Origin of the sequence: Nocardia sp. NPDC049526 (assembly GCF_044465765.1) — a bacterium.
Lineage (GTDB): Bacteria > Actinomycetota > Actinomycetes > Mycobacteriales > Mycobacteriaceae > Nocardia.
This window is the reverse complement of record NZ_JBITMA010000024.1, coordinates 1-17,817: the sequence shown is the minus strand read 5'-3', so window position 1 is coordinate 17,817 and position 17,817 is coordinate 1. Positions and strand designations below refer to the sequence as shown.

The following is a 17,817-nucleotide window of genomic DNA, read 5'->3' as shown; positions in this document are numbered from 1 at the left end:
CTCGATCCTCTCGCCCGCTGAGCAGCCATTCAACGCCAGATCAGCTTCAACACCGCGGGCGTCAACAGCATGCGGACCACGGACGCGTCCAGGACCAGCGCCGCGATCATGCCGTAGGCGATGTACTTCATCAACACCAGATCGGAGAAGCCGAACGCACCGGTCACCACGATGAGAATCGCTGCGGCAGAGGTGATTACGCCGCCGGTATGGGCTATGCCGTAACGGATGGCTTCCGGCGGCGAGGCGCCGTCCGCGCGCGCCTCGGCCATCCGCGACAACAGGAACACCTCATAGTCGGTGGACAACCCGAACACCACCGTCACGATGAGCGCCAGCACCGCGAACATCAGCGGCCCCGGCGTGAAGTCGAAGATCCCGGCCCCGTGCCCCTCGACGAACACCCAGGTGAGCACGCCCAGTGTGGAGGCCAGACTCAATGCGCTCATCAAAACGGCCTTGAGCGCCAACACAATCGATCGAAATGCCAGATACAGCATCACCAACGCCGCGACCGCCAGGAGACCGACCAGCAACGGTAGTCGCACGAGCAATCCGTTGATGCTGTCGCGCTCGAGCGCGGGCACCCCGGTCACCATGATGTCCACGCCGGAAGGTTCCGGAATCGCCCGCAACGCATCGATCACCGCATCCGCATTGCGCTTGTCGGCGAGACCGGCGTTGAGCACATTGATCCCGTCCTCGGTCGGCGCACCCGGTTCGAAACGGCCCGTCAGACCGGGAATCCGGCTCGCTTCGTAGCGGATATCGCTGAGCTGCTCCGGATTCGCGCCCACCACCACCAGCTTGATCGGCTCGGTGCGAAAACTCGGGAACAACTCGTCGAACCGTTCCTGCGCGACCCGCGCCGGATTGTCCTCGGACAGATACCGTTCACTGATCCCGCCGAACTCGATATTGCGAATCGGAACGATCAGTGCGAGCAGCCCGAGCACGATCGGCACCACCACCGCCCACGGCCGCCGCATCGACCGCGTCGCCAACCGGGAGAAGAATCCGGCGTCGATCTGCGCCTCGGTCTTGGTGCGCGAGAACCGATGCCAACCCCACAGGTCGATCCGCCGCCCGACAATGCTCAGCACCGCAGGCAGCGCTGTCACCGACAGCAGCGCGGCAAGCAGCACCGAACTGATACCGCCATAGGGCACCGACCGCAGCACCCCGTTCGGGAAGATGAACAACGCCGCCAAGCTGATCGCGATGATCGCGGCCGAGAACAGTACGGTGCGCCCGGCCGTGGCGACGGTGCGCGCCGTCGCATCCTCCACACTGTGCCCGGCGGCCAACTCCTCCCGGAACCGGGTCACCGTGAACAGCCCGTAGTCGATCGCCAACCCCAGACTCACCAACGTGACCACCGCACTGGCGAAGACGTTCACTTCGATGTGATCGGTGAGCATCCGGATGGTGCCCTGGGTGCCGAGCACCGTCATCCCGCCGATCAGCACCGGCAGCAATGCCCCGACCACCCCGCCGAATACGAAATACAGCAGGATCGCCACGATCGGCAGCGCGATGATCTCGGCGCGGCGAATATCGTCCTGCATGCCCTGATTGATGCCCTCGACAATCGGCTGCAGCCCGGCCAACTGCACCGTGGTGCCGCCGGGGCCACCGCCCGCGCGACCGGCACCCAGCTCACCCTTGATCGCGGTGTAGTTCTCGACCGTCGCGGTACCTTCCCCGCGCAATCCGACGCTGGCGAAGGCGTGGGTGTGCGAGGCGTCGGTGGCCTGCGCGGCGAAGGGGCTGTCCCAATAACTGTCGATCTTCAGGATCCGGTCGGGGTGACGGGCCAGCAGTTGCTTCAGCGAATTCGTCACTGCCGCACGCACTGTCGGGTCGTCGACGGTCATACCCTCGGGTGCGGTGTACAGCAGGATGATGTCGCTGTCGGTATCGCGACCGAAGGTGGCATCGGCGATCTTGGCGGCTGCCACCGATTCACTGCTCTCGTCGAACCAGCCCTCCTGGGTCAGTCGGCCCGCCAGGTCCCGGCCGTACCAGCCCGAGAGCAGCACCACGACAATGGCTGTGCCCAGCACCAGATAACGGTGGCGGTGGATGAGACGTCCCCACCGCAGCGAGCCGGATTCGATCATCTAGCCGCAGGCCGCGGTGCGGTAGTCGGCCGAGCGCAGAATGCCGCACAGATCGGTGCGCGAGATCTTCCACTTGCCGTCGAGCAGCACGAAATGCACGACGGTGGTGCGGACCGCGGTACCGCTGCCGTCCTTGTCCAGCCGCATGGTCGCGGTCAGCGTGCCGTCGCGGTTGTCGAAGACCGGGTCGGTGACGCCGTAGATGGCGCGTGGATTGTCCTGCAGTGCCCGGTACATATCCGGGATGGCGTCGCGGAAGGCCTCGCCGTCCTCGATGAGGTCGGTGCGCTCGGAGTCGGGCAGCGCCGGATCCAGGGCGCGTTTGATCTGCGCATCCAATTCGGCGGCCGTAGGCAGCGGCCGGTGCGCGGCGCTCGAGGAGGCCGCGATCGAGGACGAGAGCGAGGCGTTGGCCGAGGAACGCGCGGCATCGACCGAGGCCTCGTCCGGTCCGGTGCTGCACGCCGCGGCCACCGTGACGAGGGTGGCCGCGGTCAGCGCGGAACGGACGAATCGTGTGGTTGGCATCACCATCTACATACCATCTATGACTGAACTGATCCGGCCCAGCAGGGCCCGCACAGTTGTCATGTCACGGTCCGGGACCGCCTCGACCGGTTCCGCGTCCGGAATCATGTCGCGCACCAGTGCCACGACACTGCGTTCGTCGTCGAGGTCGATATCGGTGGCGCGGGCCTGCGCGACGGCGACCACATCCTCCGGTCCCGGTACATCGCTGTCGAGGTCGGCGCGGTAGATCTCCAGCACCACGGTGGAGCGCACGGTGCGGAAGGCGTAGGGCCTGCCATCGGCCGTGGTGCCGAATCCGTGAGCAAACGGACCAACGGTTATGTCATCGATGGCAAATCCCGATGGATGGTCGGCTTTCAACCGGATCTCCCTGAATTGGACATTGTTTCGAGTCAACCGTAACCCCGATTACCGACATTCTCCGTCACCGACGACCCCGGTAGGCCGGTCACGTGCGCCATCATGGTCAGATGGTGCGGTAGCGGATGATTCGTCGTAGTAAGGAGTTCGGTGGATGCGCCCACATGGTTCGCTGCCCGCAGCGCTCGCGGGTGTGGCGGTGCTGGCGCTGATGGCCGGATGTTCCTCCGATTCCGATAGCGACAAGCTGCAGACGCGCCCCGCGGCCACCGCTGCTGTCGCACCCGAGCGGAGCGCGCAACCCGCCGGGGATGTGTGGGGGCTCGACAACCCGGTCGGTGGACTGTTCGCCGAGGCGGGCACCGGACAACTGGTTGCGCTCGAGGCGAGCCACGACGCCGGCACGATGTTGTTCGTCATCGACCCCGCGACGTTCACCCGCGTCGATCCCACCGGCGCGCCGGACGTGGCGATGCGTACCCTCCTGCTGCCCGCCCACGGTGTCGGCTTGGCGCAGGGCAGGCCGGGGGAATTGCTGATCCCTGGCGACCACCGGATCATGCGCCTCGATATCACCTCCGGCGTCACCACCGAGGTGCCTGTCGACGGCGATGCCAGATCGGTGCGCTATCGCGACGACGGCACGATGTTCGTCGGCACCGCGGACGGCAAGGTGCGCGAGCTGTCCCCCGACGGCAAGGTCGCCGAAACCATTTCCGGGCTCGCCTCCGCCGACGCACTCGCCGTCACCGGCGACCATGTCTCGGTCCTGGACCGCCGCCAGACCTCGCTCACCCAGCTCGATCTCGGCAAAGACCGCCTCGGCCTGGCACTGCGCGCGGGTGACGGCGCAACCAATCTGATCACCGACCCGTTCGGCCGGATCATCGTCACCGACACTGCGGGTGACGAACTGCTGGTCTACACTGCCGGACCGCTCGTGCTGCGGCAGCGATTCCCGGTAGGATCGTCGCCTTACGCGCTTGCCTACGATCAGCGGTCCGACACCGTGTGGGTGACGTGTACCCAGAGCAACGAAGTCGCCGGATTCGACCTGTCGACGGGTATACCGAAAGAGGTGGGCCGTTATCCGACGGTTCGACAGCCGAACTCGGTGACCATCGACGAGCGCACCGGTGACCTGTTCGTCGGTTCCGCGACCGGCGACGGTCTGCAACGGATCCGCGCGGACCAGCGGAAGAAAGGGCAGTGATGGCGCCACAATCACGCGCAGCGCTACCGGCGAGCTGGGAAACCACCAGTGACGACTACGAATACGTGCCGCTGCGGCTCCCACCGGAGGTGACCCGGGTGACGGCGTCGATGCGGCTGGCCATCCAAGCCGAATTCGGCGGCTGGGAACTGTCGCGGGTGCGCGCCTACACCGACGGCAGCAGGCGGGTGCTGCTGCGGCGGCGAAAAACCGCACTACTACCCCAGCCCGAACCGGGAATGTGAGGCCATGTATTCACTGCTGCTGCGCCTGATGTTCCTGCTGCCGCCGGAACGCATCCACCATCTGGCGTTCACGGCCATGCGGCTGGCCGCCCGGTTCGCACCCTCGCGCTGGGCGATGACCAGAGCGCTGAGCACCGACGATCCGATCCTGCACAACCATGCCTTCGGCATCGACTTCCCGGCGCCGCTCGGGCTGGCCGCCGGATTCGACAAGAACGCCGACGGTGTGAACGCCTGGGCGCCATTGGGGTTCGGATTCGCCGAAATCGGCACCGTCACCGCGCAGGCCCAGCCTGGCAATCCCGCACCGCGGCTGTTCCGGCTGCCCGCCGACCACGGTCTGATCAACCGGATGGGTTTCAACAATCATGGCGCCGCCGCCGCGGCCGAACATCTGCGCAACCGCCGCGGCGGGGTCCCGATCGGCGCGAATATCGGTAAAACGAAAATCGTCGAACCCGCCGACGCCGCAGCCGACTATGCGGTGAGCGCATCGCTGCTCGGGCCGCTGGCCGACTTCGTCGTCGTCAATGTCAGCTCGCCCAACACCCCCGGCCTGCGGGATCTGCAGGCCGTCGAATCCCTGCGCCCGGTCCTGCAGGCCGTCCTCGACAGCGTCGAGGTCCCGGTGCTGGTGAAAATCGCCCCCGACCTGTCCGACGACGATGTCGATGCCGTCGCCGATCTCGCGGTCGAACTCGGCCTGGCCGGGATCGTCGCCACCAACACCACCATCCGCCGCGACGGCCTGCGCACCGATGCCGCCGAGGTCGCGGCCATGGGCGCGGGTGGCCTGTCCGGGCCCCCGGTCGCCGAGCGCTCCCTGGAAGTGCTGCGCCGGCTCTACCGCCGTGTCGGCGACCGTCTGGTGCTGATTTCGGTCGGCGGCATCGAAACCGCCGACCAGGCCTGGGAGCGCATCCTCGCCGGGGCCACTCTGCTGCAGGGCTACACCGGTTTCATCTACGGCGGCCCGTTCTGGATGCGCCATATCCACCGCGGTATCGCCCAGCGACTGCGCGAAGCCGGTTACCACTCCATCGCCGAGGCAGTCGGCGCGGATCACGTCGCACGGACCTGATCCCGACCGGTCGTTTCGTGCGGCCGATGTATTGTTGCGAGACATGCCATTTCGCGCGTGCGCAGCCTAAGCTGGTGTGCGGCAAGACATATCGAATGCAGCACCCAGAGGGGGCGGCGCATGGTCCCGGACGACCTGGGAACGGATGCCGAACCGGCTAGCTCACGTGCTCCTCACGGCGTCGTCACCGTCGTCGGGGGCGCCGTAAGCGATCACATTTATCGTGTCGATCACGTTCCGGCCGCAGGGCCGGAAGCGCACGGCCGCTTCGAAGCGCATCCCGGTGGCAAGGGTTTGAACCGCGCTGTCGCCGCGGCGCGACTCGGCCTGCAATCGCGACTGATTTCAGCGGTGGGCGACGACGAGGCGGGCGGGCGGATCCTGGCCTATCTGCGTGACGAGCAGGTGGATACCGAGCAGGTGCGCGTCGTGCCCGGCGTGCCGAGCGCAATCACCATGGTGGTGGTCACCGAAGCGGGCGTGACCACCACCATTGGTTGTCGTGAGGCTGGAATCGTGCCCGATGTAGCGCACATCGGTGATGCACTGACCGCCGCCGATGTGGTGTTGCTGACGTTCGAGCAGCCGATCGCGGTGATCGATCAGGTACTGGTCGCCGTCCAGAGCCTGCGGCCTGCGCCTGTGCTGATCGTGCACGCCGCGCCGCCGGTCGACGCGCCCCGCGCCCTGCATCGGCACCTCGACGCGATCGACTATTTGATCGGGGCGCCATGGGAACTCGGTGCCTTCGCAGGCACGCGCGATTCGGATTTCGACTCGTCGGTCGCACCGTGGTTACGCGCGCACGGTGTGCGTAGTGTCTGCGCGGTCGAGCACCTCGCGTGCCGCGTCCGATCCGACACGGCGAACCTCGACCTGCCTGCGAATCTAGCAGCGCGACAAGGAGATTCACCTGGCGGTGGTGCTGCATTCGGTGCCGCGCTGGCGTATCGGCTGTTGCTGACCGAGGGGCCCGCCACCAGCCCGGACTACTACTGGGCAACTGCCGCGATGGCATCCACCTCGGTGGAGGGGCCGGTACCGGACGGTATGCCGACTGCCGCCACGATCGATGAGATCGTGGCCAGGCATCCCGCGCCGCGATGACATCGGCCGCCTTCCCTCCCGGCGGCCGATGCCTCGCGGCGCCGCACGCTATCGGAACACCCATGGTGTCCGGTCTGCGTGCAGCGACATCCGGGAGTGCCCCGCGGATTCGCAGTCCGCCGGGTCGTCCTGAATTCCGTTGGGACGCTGGCGTAGCCGAGCCAGTATCCGCTTCGACAGCAGGATCACCGCCTGCTCCCAGACGATGCCGACCCGCCCGGCCAGAATGGCCGCATCGGCGTGGGCATGCCGATCGTGCACGATGTCCGGATCGCTGAGGATCTCGTCGAGTTCCATGCCCGCCAGCGCCTGCTCGCGGGTCAGCAGCCGATCCGGCAGCCAGCTCAGTCGCCAGACCGCCGCCCCCGACCCGGTCTGGCGGTATGCCGACTCGGGGGTGATATCGCTGATCATGGTCCAGTCGGTGGTGTCGACGGTCATGGGTGCCTCCGGTGTCGCAATTCGAGCCCGATGAGCTCGAGGGGTATTCCGATCTGGCCGGCGCAATAGAAGGCTCGTGCGTGAACCGTCGAGTCGTGCCGGAATTCCTGGGTGCTGAAGATCTCCGCGAGATCCATTCCCGCCAAAGCCTGTTCCCGCGTCAGCAGCCGTTCGGGCAGCCAGCTCAGCCGCCACGACTTGGCCCACTTGTCCGCGAGCCGGTAGGCCGACTCCGCGGTGAGATCGCTGGTCATCGACCAGTGAGTTACGTAGATGGTCACGAATGCCTCCTGTCGAGCATCCGTTGGTGCAGCGTGTGCAGTGCCTGCCGCACGGTGATACCGAGTTGATCGGCTAATGCCCGCGCGTGCGCGTCGTGGTCCGATGCTGGGTCCGGGTGGCTCAGAATCTCCTGCAATTGCATTCCGGCCCAGGCCTGTTCATGGGTCAGCTGGTCGGGTATCCAGCTCAATCGCCATGCCGGTTCATCGCGCTCTGCCCGCCACGCCCATTCGTCGGGCGTGACGCTGCTGGTCATCGACCGGCTGCATTCGTAGATCGTCACGGCTGTCTCCAGGGGTGCCAGAGCTGTCGCCGACCGCATTTTGGGTGCACTGAGCCCCGGTCGACCGCTGCGCCGCGGTCAGCCGGGGCTCGCTGCTGTCGGATGGAGCAGGCGACGAAGTCGGCTTGATCGGGTGAAATGTCTTACCGGCGAACTCGATTCGTTCACCTAGACCTGGGCGCGGTTGGGAGCGAGCTCGGTTTCGGTACCGCCGGCCCTTGGCTCCCCGCGCCGCCGTGCGTGCCGTATCAGCAGAATCACTCTCATCACCAGGCCCTCCCGAGTCATCTGGCGGACGACACTTGGTCGCCGTAACTCAGTGTGGCATTTGCCATTCACTACGGTCAATTGCCGTTGTAAGTTGGTAATTGCCGGTTCGCTCGACGGCTAAACCCCGGACGATTGGCATATCGTGAGAGTGGCACAGGGAACGATCGCAGCGTCATGGAGGACAGGCCCGCCTATGGTCCAGCAGGACTCACGCACGGTTGCCATCCGCAACATCCTCACCAGGCTCAGCAAGCGCTCGGGTCTGAGTGCGGATCGGTTGCGCACCACGGAAATCGACGTTGCTCCCCTGCTGGATCTGCCCGTTGTCAAAGAGCGAGCGGACCGTGAGGGCATCTCGCTGGAGCAGGCCGTTCTGCCGGTAATTCGTGATCTCGCCCGGCAATTGGCGCCGACGCACCGGTTGATCGCCGACGCCGAGTTGTCGCTGGGGCTCCTACGCGAAAAGCCGCCGCACGGAATCGATCTGACCCGCCTCTACGCGGCCGATCTCGGTGAGCGGCGCGAGTATCTCACCGCGGAGTGGGAACTGTTGCATCGCATGGTCGGGGCAAACGACATCACTTCCCCGCCGAGCGTGCGTTCCCTGCGGGCGACACCCGAGCGACGGGCGTTCACCGCCTTGGCGGGACAACTCGTGGCCGCGTCGACCTACGCGGGACGATCCGGATATCGGTTCACGCCCGAGCCGAAAGCGCTGGTGACACTGCCGGATTCGCAGCCGCAACGCGGCGTTGTCACAGTCATCGGGGACTCGGTGATCGATCACATATATCGCATCGGGCAGATTCCAGCGGCGGGCAAGTCGACGCCGGGCGGATTCGAGATGCACGCGGGCGGCAAGGGGCTCAATCGTGCGGTGGCAGCGGCACGGCTGGGACTTCAGTCGCGATTGATCTCCGCGGTCGGCGCTGACGATGCGGGCAAATACATCCGCAACTATCTGGAAACCGAGAACGTCGACACCCGACTGGTCAAGGAGGTCGATGGGGCGCAGACGCAAGTGACGGCGGTGATGATCACCAGCACAGGCACTTCGAGCTATATCAGCTGTAAGGATGAGCGGATCCGGCTTGGCACCCACGACCCGCGCGATCCGGAAGTGCGCGCCGCTCTGGCCGCATCGGACGCGGTGCTGCTGACCTTCGAACATCCGATCGATGTCGTCGAGCGGATCATGGCCACCATCCGCGGCCTGAACCCGCGTCCATTACTGCTGCTGAATGCCACACCGGCGATCGAAAGCCCTCAGTATCTGTACGGCTATCTCGACACGGTCGACTATCTGATCGGCACCACGGGAGAACTCGTCAAGATGCTGCCCGGGGAAGACATCGGCTCGGCCGAGAACATCGCACAACGGCTACGCATCCTGGGCGTTCGAGCGGTGTGTGTGATCGATGGCTTCCACTGCACGGTGCGGTCCGATGCCGTCAACACCCGCATCGCCGACTTCGCCGTCGCGCTCGCCGACTCACCGGGAGCGGCGGCCGCGTTCTCGGCCGCGCTCGCGCGCAAACTCGTCGGCGCCGCCGGACCGGTCGACAAACAGGTATTCCGTTGGGCCACTGCGGCAATGGTCGCGACCCAGTCATTCGGCGATGTGCCTGACGCAATGCCAAGGGCACACAATATCGATCGGATCGTCCAACTCGCCGCTGGCGAGCCAACCACAGGCTGAACGCTTACGATGCGTCGTGGCCCCGCCGACGCGGGTAATCGATCGGTGTGTAAATTGGCGAGCACCCCGTCATCGGGTGGACGTCACGGCGACCGGCGAGGCCACATCACCTGCAAGTTCATCCCATGTATCGGAGGACCAGCGTGACCGAAGCGGCGGCTAGCCTCGATGAGACCGGGCACCGCTTGACCCGCCGGGGTCGCGAACTCCAGGTCGGCATCGTGCCGATACGGCACCAGGTCGACGGCGGGCACGCACTGGTTTTCGGGCAGGCAACAGCTGGATCCCCGGAAATCAGCGATGGCTGTCTGGTCCGGATCCACTCCCGCTGCCTCTACGGTGACGCACTGCGTTCCGATGACTGCGACTGCGGTCCCGAACTCGATATGGCCATGGACATGATTCAGGACGAGGGCGCGGGTGTACTGATCTATCTGGAGCAGGAGGGCCGCGGCGCCGGGCTGATCAACAAGGCGCGCGGGCTACAGACCAGCGATCGGTTCGACATCGACACCTTCGCCAGTTATGCACGACTGGAGCTGAGCGCTGATTCGCGATCCTACGAGTCGGCCGCCCAATGCCTACGCGAACTCGGGCTCACTTCGGTACGACTGCTCACGAACAATCCCGAGAAGGTGGAACCGCTCGAACGAGCTGGACTTGCAGTGACCAGAGTGCCGCTGCACACCTGGCCGCGCAGCGAGCGGGCCCGAAAGTATCTCCAGGCCAAACGCCGTCATCGTGGACACCAAATCCCGAGGCTCCTGGCTGTCTCGACCGTCGAGCACGTCAGGTGGGACCGGCGAGCCCGCACCCGGGCGGCCTCTCTGGCGATTCCAGTGATGGCAATCCCCTGTGCCCTGCTCGGATACTTCGGCGTCGCGGCGATCTCGGCTGTCACGGGATTGGTCGTGCTGAGCCTGTGCACGTGGCCCGACGCGCACGCTGCCTACCGACCGTCTCGACGCCTGCGCCCGACAATGCGGCCGCCCGCGGTCGATGTCGAGCAGCCACGCTGCGCCCGTCCGAATCAGGTCGAGACACTCGGTGATTTCTCCGTGTCAGGAGGACCGCGCCACGCAACACCACGCCGCACCGGCCGCCGACGCGGTCGCGCTCTAGCCCATGCCGGCGCCGACCAACCCAGCTCGTAGCCGCGAAAACAACACGGACACAAGACCACCGGGCTCATCGGCGAGCCAGGGAGCGCTGCGCGGCAGTGGTGTCCGTCGGCTCTCAGCCCTGCCGTGATCACCCGGTGAATCACACTCCTCGACCGTCGGGCAACCGAGCAGCGGTCCCGGAACAGACTGTGCGTAAACCAGCACGCAGCCGTGGCCTTCCCCGGGATGAGTGCTGCTTATTCGGCTAGGCGTACAGCCACATTCGCAAATTCTTCGCAGCTGTGATACGGGCCACAGGGTCTGGTTCGGGTGCGGCGCAGTACTATTCGGATCAGCCGGTCGATGATCTTCCACTCCATCTGCTCGGGGTGACCGATATCGAAGCACTGCCGCGACCGGCCAGCGCTTTCGTCTGTGAGCCAAGGCATCTCGGGCCTCCAGACGGTACGGGCATCGGTGGCGTGCGCAAACCGATGTCGGCTCGATCGACCTCGTGCAACCCAGCCGCTGTGGGCAGCTGCCGCTGCCATGGCGCCGCGATCGGGCAAGGACGCCAGGCTACGTATCCGGGTCGCGGAAAAACGGAGGTCACACGGTGGACAACTCGGGCACTCTCGATGACACCGCGCATCGATTCACCCGCAAGGGGCAGACTCTGATAGTTCGGGTGATGGAAGTGGCCGGCGGCGGCGACAACGGGCATGTGCTCGTCTACGGTGAGGTCACCGATGGCTGTCTGGTCCGGATCCACTCGCGGTGCCTGTATGGCGACGCGCTCGGCTCGCAGAATTGTGACTGTGGGCCGGAGCTGGACAAGGCGCTGGACCTGATCTGGGCCGACGGCGGCGGCGTGCTCATCTACCTGGAACAAGAGGGCCGAGGCAGTGGACTGATAGCCAAGGCGCTCGGCCACCGGGAGAGCGAGGTGTGCAAGATCGACACGTTCGCGAGCTATGAGCGTCTCGGGTTTCCTGCGGACAGCCGCACTTACCTCCATGCAGCCAAGAGCTTGCAGGATCTCGGCCTGACGAAGGTGCGGCTACTCACGAACAATCCCGCGAAGGTCGATGAATTGCGATCGACCGGGGTGACGGTCGACAGGGTGCCGTTGCATACCAAACCATTGAGCCGAGAGGCGGCCCTATATCTCGACGCAAAACGTCGCCGACGCGGACACTTGCTTCCGTCGTGGGATGTGCTGTCCGGACCGTGCGTGGAACCCATACCCGAACGACACGACCGTTTCTTGCGCGCCTGGTCGCGGCTCGGGCCCGCACTGCGCAGACGCCACACGGTTCGGCGCGTCCGCGTCAAAGTGCGGCCCAGCACGCTCCGCCGGATCTGGCTGCCGGGCGCGAATCTGCCGTGGGGCCGCGATAAGGGGTCTGATTTGCCCGCGTCCAAGTAACGGACACGATTACCCCGATCTGGCTACCATGAGTGAGCCGCGCCACACGGTGCTATCCCACCGCGTGACACGATGAGATAGAGTCGCTTGCAATTTATCAGGAGCAGCGGCTCTCGAACCGCGTGGAAACCATGCGGTCGCGCCGGGCGCGGTTCACGCCAGAGATATCGGGAAACGGGAAGATGACGACAACAGAAATCGGTTTCGCGCACGAGTCCGGCAAGGCGGTGTACACGGTGCCGGAAGCATTCCAGGAGACCGTGAAGTTACGACCGGATCAGGTCGCGTTGCGGACGGTCGGCGGTACCACGGAGATCAGCTGGCGCGAATACGGTGAGCGGGTGCGCACGCTGGCAGCGGGGTTGGCCGGCCTGGGTGTCGGCCACGGCGACAGCGTCGGCATCATGCTCACCAACCGGCCCGAGTTCAATCTGATCGACACGGCCGCACTGCATTTGGGCGCCACCCCGTTCTCGATCTACAACACCAGCTCTCCCGAGCAGATCAAGCATCTGTTCACCAATGCGGAGAACAAGGTGGTGATCACCGAGCGCGCCTTCCTCGACGTGATCAAGGGCGCGGGCGTCGAGCTCGCGCACATCGTGGTGGTGGACGGTCCGGCCGCCGATACGGTCGGCCTGGCCGACCTCGAGGCGAATCCGGCCGCGGACTTCGATTTCGATGCCGCTTGGCAGGCAGTCACCCCCGACGATCTCGCCACGCTGATCTACACCTCGGGCACCACCGGCCCGTCCAAGGGGGTGGAGATCACCCACCGCAATGTGCTGGCCCAGATCATCGCGCTGGTCAACGGCCCACTGCCGGTCGGCTTCGACGACCGCGCCATCTCCTACCTGCCCGCCGCCCACGTCGCCGACCGCATTTCCGGCCATGCCATCAGCCTGCTCACCGGCATCCTGATCACCTGCGTACCGGATCCGCGCGAGATCGCCGCCGCGCTGCCCGACGCACACCCCACCGCCTTCTTCGGTGTGCCCCGGGTGTGGCAGAAGATCAAGGCAGGTATCGATGGCAAGCTGGCCGCCGAAGCGAGCCCGGTGAAGAAGGCGCTGGCGAACTGGGCCATCAATACCGGTATCGCGGCCGCACGCGCCGATCTGGCGGGTAAGGGCCGCAGCCCGGTGCTCGCCGCGCAGTACAAGGTCGCCGACGCGCTGGTGCTGTCGAAGCTGCGAGCAGCCCTCGGCTTGGACAACCTCAAGGTCGCCGCCTCCGGCGCCGCCGCGATCCCCGCCGAAACCCTCGAATACTTCCTCGGTCTCGGGTTGACCGTCAGCGAGGTGTGGGGCATGTCGGAGACCACCGGCGTGGCCACCTACACCGAATTGGCCAAGCCGCGGCCGGGTTCGGTCGGCCGGGCCGTCGAGGGCCTCGAGCTACGGCTCGGTGAGGACGGTGAACTGCTGGTGCGTGGCGCGATCGTCACCCCGGGCTACCGCAAGCAGCCCGATAAGACCAAGGAGGCGCTCGATGCCGACGGCTGGCTGGCCACCGGTGACGTCGCCACCATTGATGCCGACGGCTATGTGCGCATCGTGGATCGCAAGAAGGAACTGATCATCAACGAGTCGGGCAAGAACATCTCCCCGACCAATATCGAGAACGTGGTCAAGGGGGCCTCCTCGCTGGTCGGTCAGGTGGTGGCGATCGGTGAGGCCAAACCGTTCATCTCCGCGCTGATCGTGCTCGATCCGGACACCGCCGCCATCCGGGCCAAGGAATTCGACGCGCCCGCCGACGATCTGGCCGCGCTGGCCACCCGCAAGGAGATCCTGGACGAGGTGCTGGCCGCGGTCGTCGCGGGTAACCGCAAGCTGTCGCGGGTCGAGCAGATCAAACGGTTCACCGTGGTCGGCAAGCCGTGGGAGCCGGGCGGTGACGAGCTGACCCCGACGATGAAGCTCAAGCGCAACCCGATCGCGGCGAAGTACGCCGAGGAGATCGCCTCGCTGTACACCACGCCGCTGCCCGAATCGGTGGTGAACGTCTCGTAACGATCGGTGGCCCTGAGCAAAAGCTCAGGGCCACAGTCGTTTTCCCGGCAGATGCTAAGCGACCTCGTACTTGGCGACGATGGTGGCGCGGGCCACGGTGTGCGAGAACAGGTTGAAGCCGAGGAAGGCGGGTGTGCCGTTCTCGTCGATCTCCAAGCGCTCCACATCCACCGCGTGCACGACGATGAAGTAGCGGTGGTACCCGTGTCCGGCCGGTGGCGCCGCACCGACGAATCCCGGGAACGCGCCGTCATTGCGCAATGTGACCGCACCCTCGGGCAGGACACCGCCCTCACTACCAGCTCCGCGTGGCAGCGAGGTGGTGCTCCCCGGAATGTTGGCCACCGCCCAGTGCCAGAAACCGGCGGCAGTCGGTGCATCCGGATCGTAGACAGTGACCGCGAAACTCTTTGTCTCCGCGGGGAATCCGGACCAGGACAGCTGCGGCGAGACATCTTTGCCGCCCGCGCCGAATACGCCGCTGACCTGATCGTTGCCGAAGCTCTCGCCATCGGCGACATCCTCCGAGGTCACCGTGAAGCTTGGCACCTCGGGCAGCGCGTCGTACGGGTTGTAAGAGTAGTCGGGCACGGTGGGTCCTTTCGATCGTCAGCTGTTCAACAGGAAGTGTTCCAGCACCCGGGTGCCGAATTCGAGTGCCTGCACCGGAACCCGCTCGTCGACACCGTGGAAGAGTGCCGTGAAGTCCAATTCCGGTGGCAGCTGCAGCGGTGCGAAACCGAAGCAGCGAATACCCAAGCGGGCGAAGGCCTTTGCGTCGGTACCGCCGGAGAGCATGTAGGGCACGGTCCGGCCCTGCGGGTCGTGGGCGAGAATGGCGTCGTTCATCGCGTCGACGAGATGTCCGTCGAATGTCGTTTCGTAGGAATCGAGTTTGGTGATCCACTCGCGCTCGACATCCGGGCCGATCAGCTCGTCCACCTCACGCTCGAATGCGGCCTGCCGCCCCGGCACCACGCGACAGTCGACGACCGCCTCGGCGGTCTGCGGGATCACATTCGCCTTGTAACCGGCCTGCAGCATGGTCGGATTCGCGGTATCGCGCAGTGTCGCGCCGATGATGCGGGAGATCGTGCCCAACTTCGCGAGCTGACCCTCGATATCGGGACTCGACGGATCGAACTCCAAGCCGGTCTCCTCGGCGACCGCGGCCAGAAATTCGGCGACCGAATCCGAAAGCACCAGGGGGAACGTGTGTTTGCCCAGGCGCGCCACCGCGGCGGCCAGAATCGTGACGGCATTGTCCTCGTGCAGGAACGAACCGTGACCGGCACGGGCCTTGGCCCGCAACCGCATCCAGCCGAGCCCCTTCTCAGCGGTCTCCACCAGATACAACCGACGGTCGGTGCCGTCCGGGCGCGGCACGGTCAGCGAGAAGCCACCGACCTCCCCCACCGCCTCGGTGATCCCGTCGAACAGGTCGGGCCGATTCTGCACCAGCCACTGCGAACCCCACTTGCCGCCGTTCTCCTCATCGGCGAGGAAGGCGAAGACGATATCGCGCGGCGGCACCGTCCCCTCGATCTTGAACTGGCGCGCGATGGCCAGCATCATGCCGACCATATCCTTCATATCGATCGCGCCACGCCCCCACACATAGCCGTCGCGCACCGCACCCGAGAACGGGTGCACACTCCAGTCCGCGGCCTCGGCGGGCACCACATCAAGATGCCCGTGGATCAGCAGCGCGCCGCGGCTCGAATCGGCCCCCTTCAACCGCGCGAACACATTCCCGCGACACGGCGCGCCCGACTCCACGTACTCGGTCGTGTACCCCGCCTGATGCAGCTGATCGGCCACCCACTGCGCACATTCGCGCTCACCCTTGGTGGTGGCCAGATCCCCGGTGTTGGAAGTGTCGAACCGGATCAGCGTACTGACCAATTCGACCACCTCGGACACGGCACGAGATGTGGTGTTCGGACCGGATACTTCGCCAGTTGCAGACACGTACCCTTTCCTACCACCTGACACCGCCCGCAGGGCACCGCGGCTGTTATCGGACGGCACCCGCCACGGTCGCGAGATGCGCAATCGCGGGTCGATTCACGCTGATCGCAATCGCGGGTGCGGTGTGGTCGCGGCATTGCGGGGTATGTCTCGGTCGAAGCCTTGACCGGAAAGCCGTGCCCATGAAGTTCCCGAACCTGCCATTGCTGCCGCTCGACAGCGCGTCCGAATGGGTCGCGAGGCAGGTGCGAGCGCGGGTTCCCAAGGCGGATATGAGCGACCGGGATCCCGCCTTCATCGCCTGCGCCGTCGAACCGTCCTGGCAACTGGCCCGCGCGTACTTCCGCGCCGAGGTGCGTGGGATGGAGCAGATACCCGAAGACGGACCGATACTGTTGGTCGGCAACCACTCCGGCGGCAATGTCTCGCCCGAGGCATTCGTGACCACCCTCGCGTTCGCGCACTATTTCGGACCCGAGCGCCCCTTCTACCAACTCGCCCACAATCTGGTGATGGCCGTGCCGTTCCTCGGCTCGTTCCTGTCCCGCTTCGGCACGGTGGCAGCCGATCCCGACAGCGCCAAGGCCGCGCTACGCAGTGGCGCGGCGGTGCTGGTGTATCCCGGCGGCGACTGGGAGGTGCACCGCCCGACCTGGGAGGAGGACCGGCTCGATTTCGCCGGACGCACCGGATTCCTCCGACTGGCCTGGGACGAACACGTACCGATCGTGCCGTTCGTGAACTACGGCGCCCAGCAGAACGCCCTCATGCTCACCCGCGGCGACCGGATAGCGCGGCTGCTACGCCTGGATCGGACACTGCGGTTGAAGGTGTTCCCGATTTCGCTGGCGCTGCCGTGGGGGCTGAATGTCAGCGACCTCGCCGGGCATATTCCATTGCCCACGAAAGTGACCGTCGAATTCCTTCCGCCGATCGACCTGCACGAGATATCGGGGCCGGAGCTGGATGTGGATCGCGGCTACGAGTACGTCACCGGGATCATGCAGGAGGCATTGTCGCGGCTGGCCGAGGAACGGACGCTGCCGATCCTGGGATGAGCCCTCACGTGGGCAGGTGGACGCGCCCGGCGCCGATCCGGTCGATGCGATCGCGGCCCCACACCCCCAGCGGCTCCAGCGCCGCATTGAGGGCAATGCCCAATTCGGTCAGCCGATACTCGACCTTCGGCGGGACCTCGCGATAGATCTCGCGATCGACGATGCCGTCCTCCTCCAGCTCCCGCAGCTGCTGGATCAGCATCTTCTCCGAGACGCCGGGCAGCCCCTTGCGCAGTTCACCGAAGCGACGCACGCCGTGATTCGCCAACTCCCACAGGATCAGCGCCTTCCATTTCCCGCCCACTACATCCATCGCCGCGTCGATGCCGCAGAAGTACGGTCCGGATCTCTTGGCACCCATCGCTACCTGTCCCACATGCGTATCGGTAAGTACTGGCTCAAATAGTAGGTACTCGTCGCCAGCTCGGACAAGGCGAGCGCGCAACACCGGGAATTACCAGCTAAACCCGCGATTTGGTCAACGCCGCCACATCCGATAACCTTGCTGAGCACACCGGTCCGGGTGGCGGAATGGCAGACGCGCTAGCTTGAGGTGCTAGTGCCCTTTATCGGGCGTGGGGGTTCAAGTCCCCCTCCGGACACCTA

General features: G+C 65.7%; 18 protein-coding genes and 1 tRNA gene. 10 read left to right on the top strand and 9 right to left on the bottom strand.

What is annotated here, in order from left to right; translation table 11 throughout:
• Nucleotides 1-29: 29 nt before the first annotated feature.
• From ACIBW7_RS40655 to ACIBW7_RS40645, 3 genes are read right to left on the bottom strand one after another with little or no spacing between them, the layout of a single operon-like run.
• Nucleotides 30-2,123: an MMPL family transporter gene (locus ACIBW7_RS40655; RefSeq protein ID WP_397056052.1), complete on the bottom strand. Its 2,094-nt coding sequence runs from the start codon at nucleotides 2,121-2,123 to the stop codon at nucleotides 30-32.
• Entirely contained in the window at nucleotides 2,124-2,657 is a 534-nt protein-coding gene (locus ACIBW7_RS40650; RefSeq protein WP_397056050.1) for a hypothetical protein, read from the bottom strand. It abuts the gene before it with no gap.
• Nucleotides 2,658-3,014: a hypothetical protein gene (locus tag ACIBW7_RS40645; RefSeq protein ID WP_040691095.1), complete on the bottom strand. Its 357-nt coding sequence runs from the start codon at nucleotides 3,012-3,014 to the stop codon at nucleotides 2,658-2,660.
• 154 nt (nucleotides 3,015-3,168) lie between these two features.
• Between ACIBW7_RS40645 and ACIBW7_RS40640 the strand changes: the two genes are divergently transcribed.
• The 4 genes from ACIBW7_RS40640 to ACIBW7_RS40625 all read left to right on the top strand — a co-directional run bounded on the left by ACIBW7_RS40640 (nucleotide 3,169) and on the right by ACIBW7_RS40625 (nucleotide 6,660).
• Nucleotides 3,169-4,227 (top strand): YncE family protein, encoded by a 1,059-nt coding sequence (locus ACIBW7_RS40640; RefSeq protein ID WP_397056048.1) that lies wholly within the window; start codon nucleotides 3,169-3,171, stop codon nucleotides 4,225-4,227.
• Nucleotides 4,227-4,472, top strand: coding sequence for a DUF5703 family protein (locus ACIBW7_RS40635; protein ID WP_040691094.1), 246 nt, complete (start codon nucleotides 4,227-4,229; stop codon nucleotides 4,470-4,472). Before ACIBW7_RS40640 ends, ACIBW7_RS40635 begins: the two co-directional genes overlap by 1 nt.
• 4 nt (nucleotides 4,473-4,476) lie before the next feature.
• Complete coding sequence (locus tag ACIBW7_RS40630; RefSeq protein WP_397056046.1) at nucleotides 4,477-5,553, top strand: quinone-dependent dihydroorotate dehydrogenase; 1,077 nt, start codon at nucleotides 4,477-4,479, stop codon at nucleotides 5,551-5,553.
• A gap of 120 nt (nucleotides 5,554-5,673) precedes the next feature.
• Entirely contained in the window at nucleotides 5,674-6,660 is a 987-nt protein-coding gene (locus tag ACIBW7_RS40625; RefSeq protein ID WP_397056044.1) for a PfkB family carbohydrate kinase, read from the top strand.
• Nucleotides 6,661-6,708: 48 nt separating this feature from the next.
• On the opposite strand, the gene ACIBW7_RS40620 is transcribed toward ACIBW7_RS40625, so the two are convergent.
• The 3 genes from ACIBW7_RS40620 to ACIBW7_RS40610 are packed head-to-tail and all read right to left on the bottom strand — an operon-like array spanning nucleotide 6,709 to nucleotide 7,666.
• Nucleotides 6,709-7,101, bottom strand: coding sequence for a hypothetical protein (locus ACIBW7_RS40620; protein ID WP_397056042.1), 393 nt, complete (start codon nucleotides 7,099-7,101; stop codon nucleotides 6,709-6,711).
• Nucleotides 7,098-7,382: a hypothetical protein gene (locus tag ACIBW7_RS40615; RefSeq protein WP_397056040.1), complete on the bottom strand. Its 285-nt coding sequence runs from the start codon at nucleotides 7,380-7,382 to the stop codon at nucleotides 7,098-7,100. Before ACIBW7_RS40615 ends, ACIBW7_RS40620 begins: the two co-directional genes overlap by 4 nt.
• Entirely contained in the window at nucleotides 7,379-7,666 is a 288-nt protein-coding gene (locus ACIBW7_RS40610; protein ID WP_397056038.1) for a hypothetical protein, read from the bottom strand. Before ACIBW7_RS40610 ends, ACIBW7_RS40615 begins: the two co-directional genes overlap by 4 nt.
• A 463-nt stretch (nucleotides 7,667-8,129) precedes the next feature.
• Between ACIBW7_RS40610 and ACIBW7_RS40605 the strand changes: the two genes are divergently transcribed.
• The 4 genes from ACIBW7_RS40605 to ACIBW7_RS40590 all read left to right on the top strand — a co-directional run bounded on the left by ACIBW7_RS40605 (nucleotide 8,130) and on the right by ACIBW7_RS40590 (nucleotide 14,182).
• On the top strand, nucleotides 8,130-9,635 hold the full coding sequence (locus ACIBW7_RS40605) for a PfkB family carbohydrate kinase (protein WP_397056036.1): 1,506 nt from the start codon (nucleotides 8,130-8,132) through the stop codon (nucleotides 9,633-9,635).
• Between the two features lie 143 nt (nucleotides 9,636-9,778).
• On the top strand, nucleotides 9,779-10,789 hold the full coding sequence (locus ACIBW7_RS40600; protein WP_397056034.1) for a GTP cyclohydrolase II: 1,011 nt from the start codon (nucleotides 9,779-9,781) through the stop codon (nucleotides 10,787-10,789).
• Nucleotides 10,790-11,354: 565 nt separating this feature from the next.
• Entirely contained in the window at nucleotides 11,355-12,167 is an 813-nt protein-coding gene (locus ACIBW7_RS40595) for a GTP cyclohydrolase II (RefSeq protein ID WP_397056032.1), read from the top strand.
• Nucleotides 12,168-12,349: 182 nt separating this feature from the next.
• Nucleotides 12,350-14,182, top strand: a complete 1,833-nt coding sequence (locus ACIBW7_RS40590; RefSeq protein WP_397056030.1) for an AMP-dependent synthetase/ligase — start codon at nucleotides 12,350-12,352, stop codon at nucleotides 14,180-14,182.
• Nucleotides 14,183-14,236: 54 nt separating this feature from the next.
• Here the strand turns inward: ACIBW7_RS40590 and ACIBW7_RS40585 are convergent, their stop codons facing one another.
• A complete protein-coding gene (locus tag ACIBW7_RS40585) occupies nucleotides 14,237-14,773 on the bottom strand; it encodes a YbhB/YbcL family Raf kinase inhibitor-like protein (protein WP_397056028.1) in 537 nt (178 codons plus the stop codon).
• An 18-nt stretch (nucleotides 14,774-14,791) separates the two neighbouring features.
• A complete protein-coding gene (locus ACIBW7_RS40580; protein ID WP_364348263.1) occupies nucleotides 14,792-16,153 on the bottom strand; it encodes a M20/M25/M40 family metallo-hydrolase in 1,362 nt (453 codons plus the stop codon).
• A gap of 182 nt (nucleotides 16,154-16,335) precedes the next feature.
• On the opposite strand from ACIBW7_RS40580, the gene ACIBW7_RS40575 reads away from it, so the two are divergent.
• Nucleotides 16,336-17,211 (top strand): lysophospholipid acyltransferase family protein, encoded by an 876-nt coding sequence (locus tag ACIBW7_RS40575; RefSeq protein WP_397056026.1) that lies wholly within the window; start codon nucleotides 16,336-16,338, stop codon nucleotides 17,209-17,211.
• 4 nt (nucleotides 17,212-17,215) lie between these two features.
• Here the strand turns inward: ACIBW7_RS40575 and ACIBW7_RS40570 are convergent, their stop codons facing one another.
• On the bottom strand, nucleotides 17,216-17,572 hold the full coding sequence (locus ACIBW7_RS40570; RefSeq protein ID WP_397056179.1) for a winged helix-turn-helix transcriptional regulator: 357 nt from the start codon (nucleotides 17,570-17,572) through the stop codon (nucleotides 17,216-17,218).
• A gap of 156 nt (nucleotides 17,573-17,728) precedes the next feature.
• Here ACIBW7_RS40570 and ACIBW7_RS40565 point away from each other — a divergent pair.
• A tRNA-Leu gene (locus ACIBW7_RS40565) sits at nucleotides 17,729-17,813 on the top strand.
• Nucleotides 17,814-17,817: the final 4 nt, after the last annotated feature.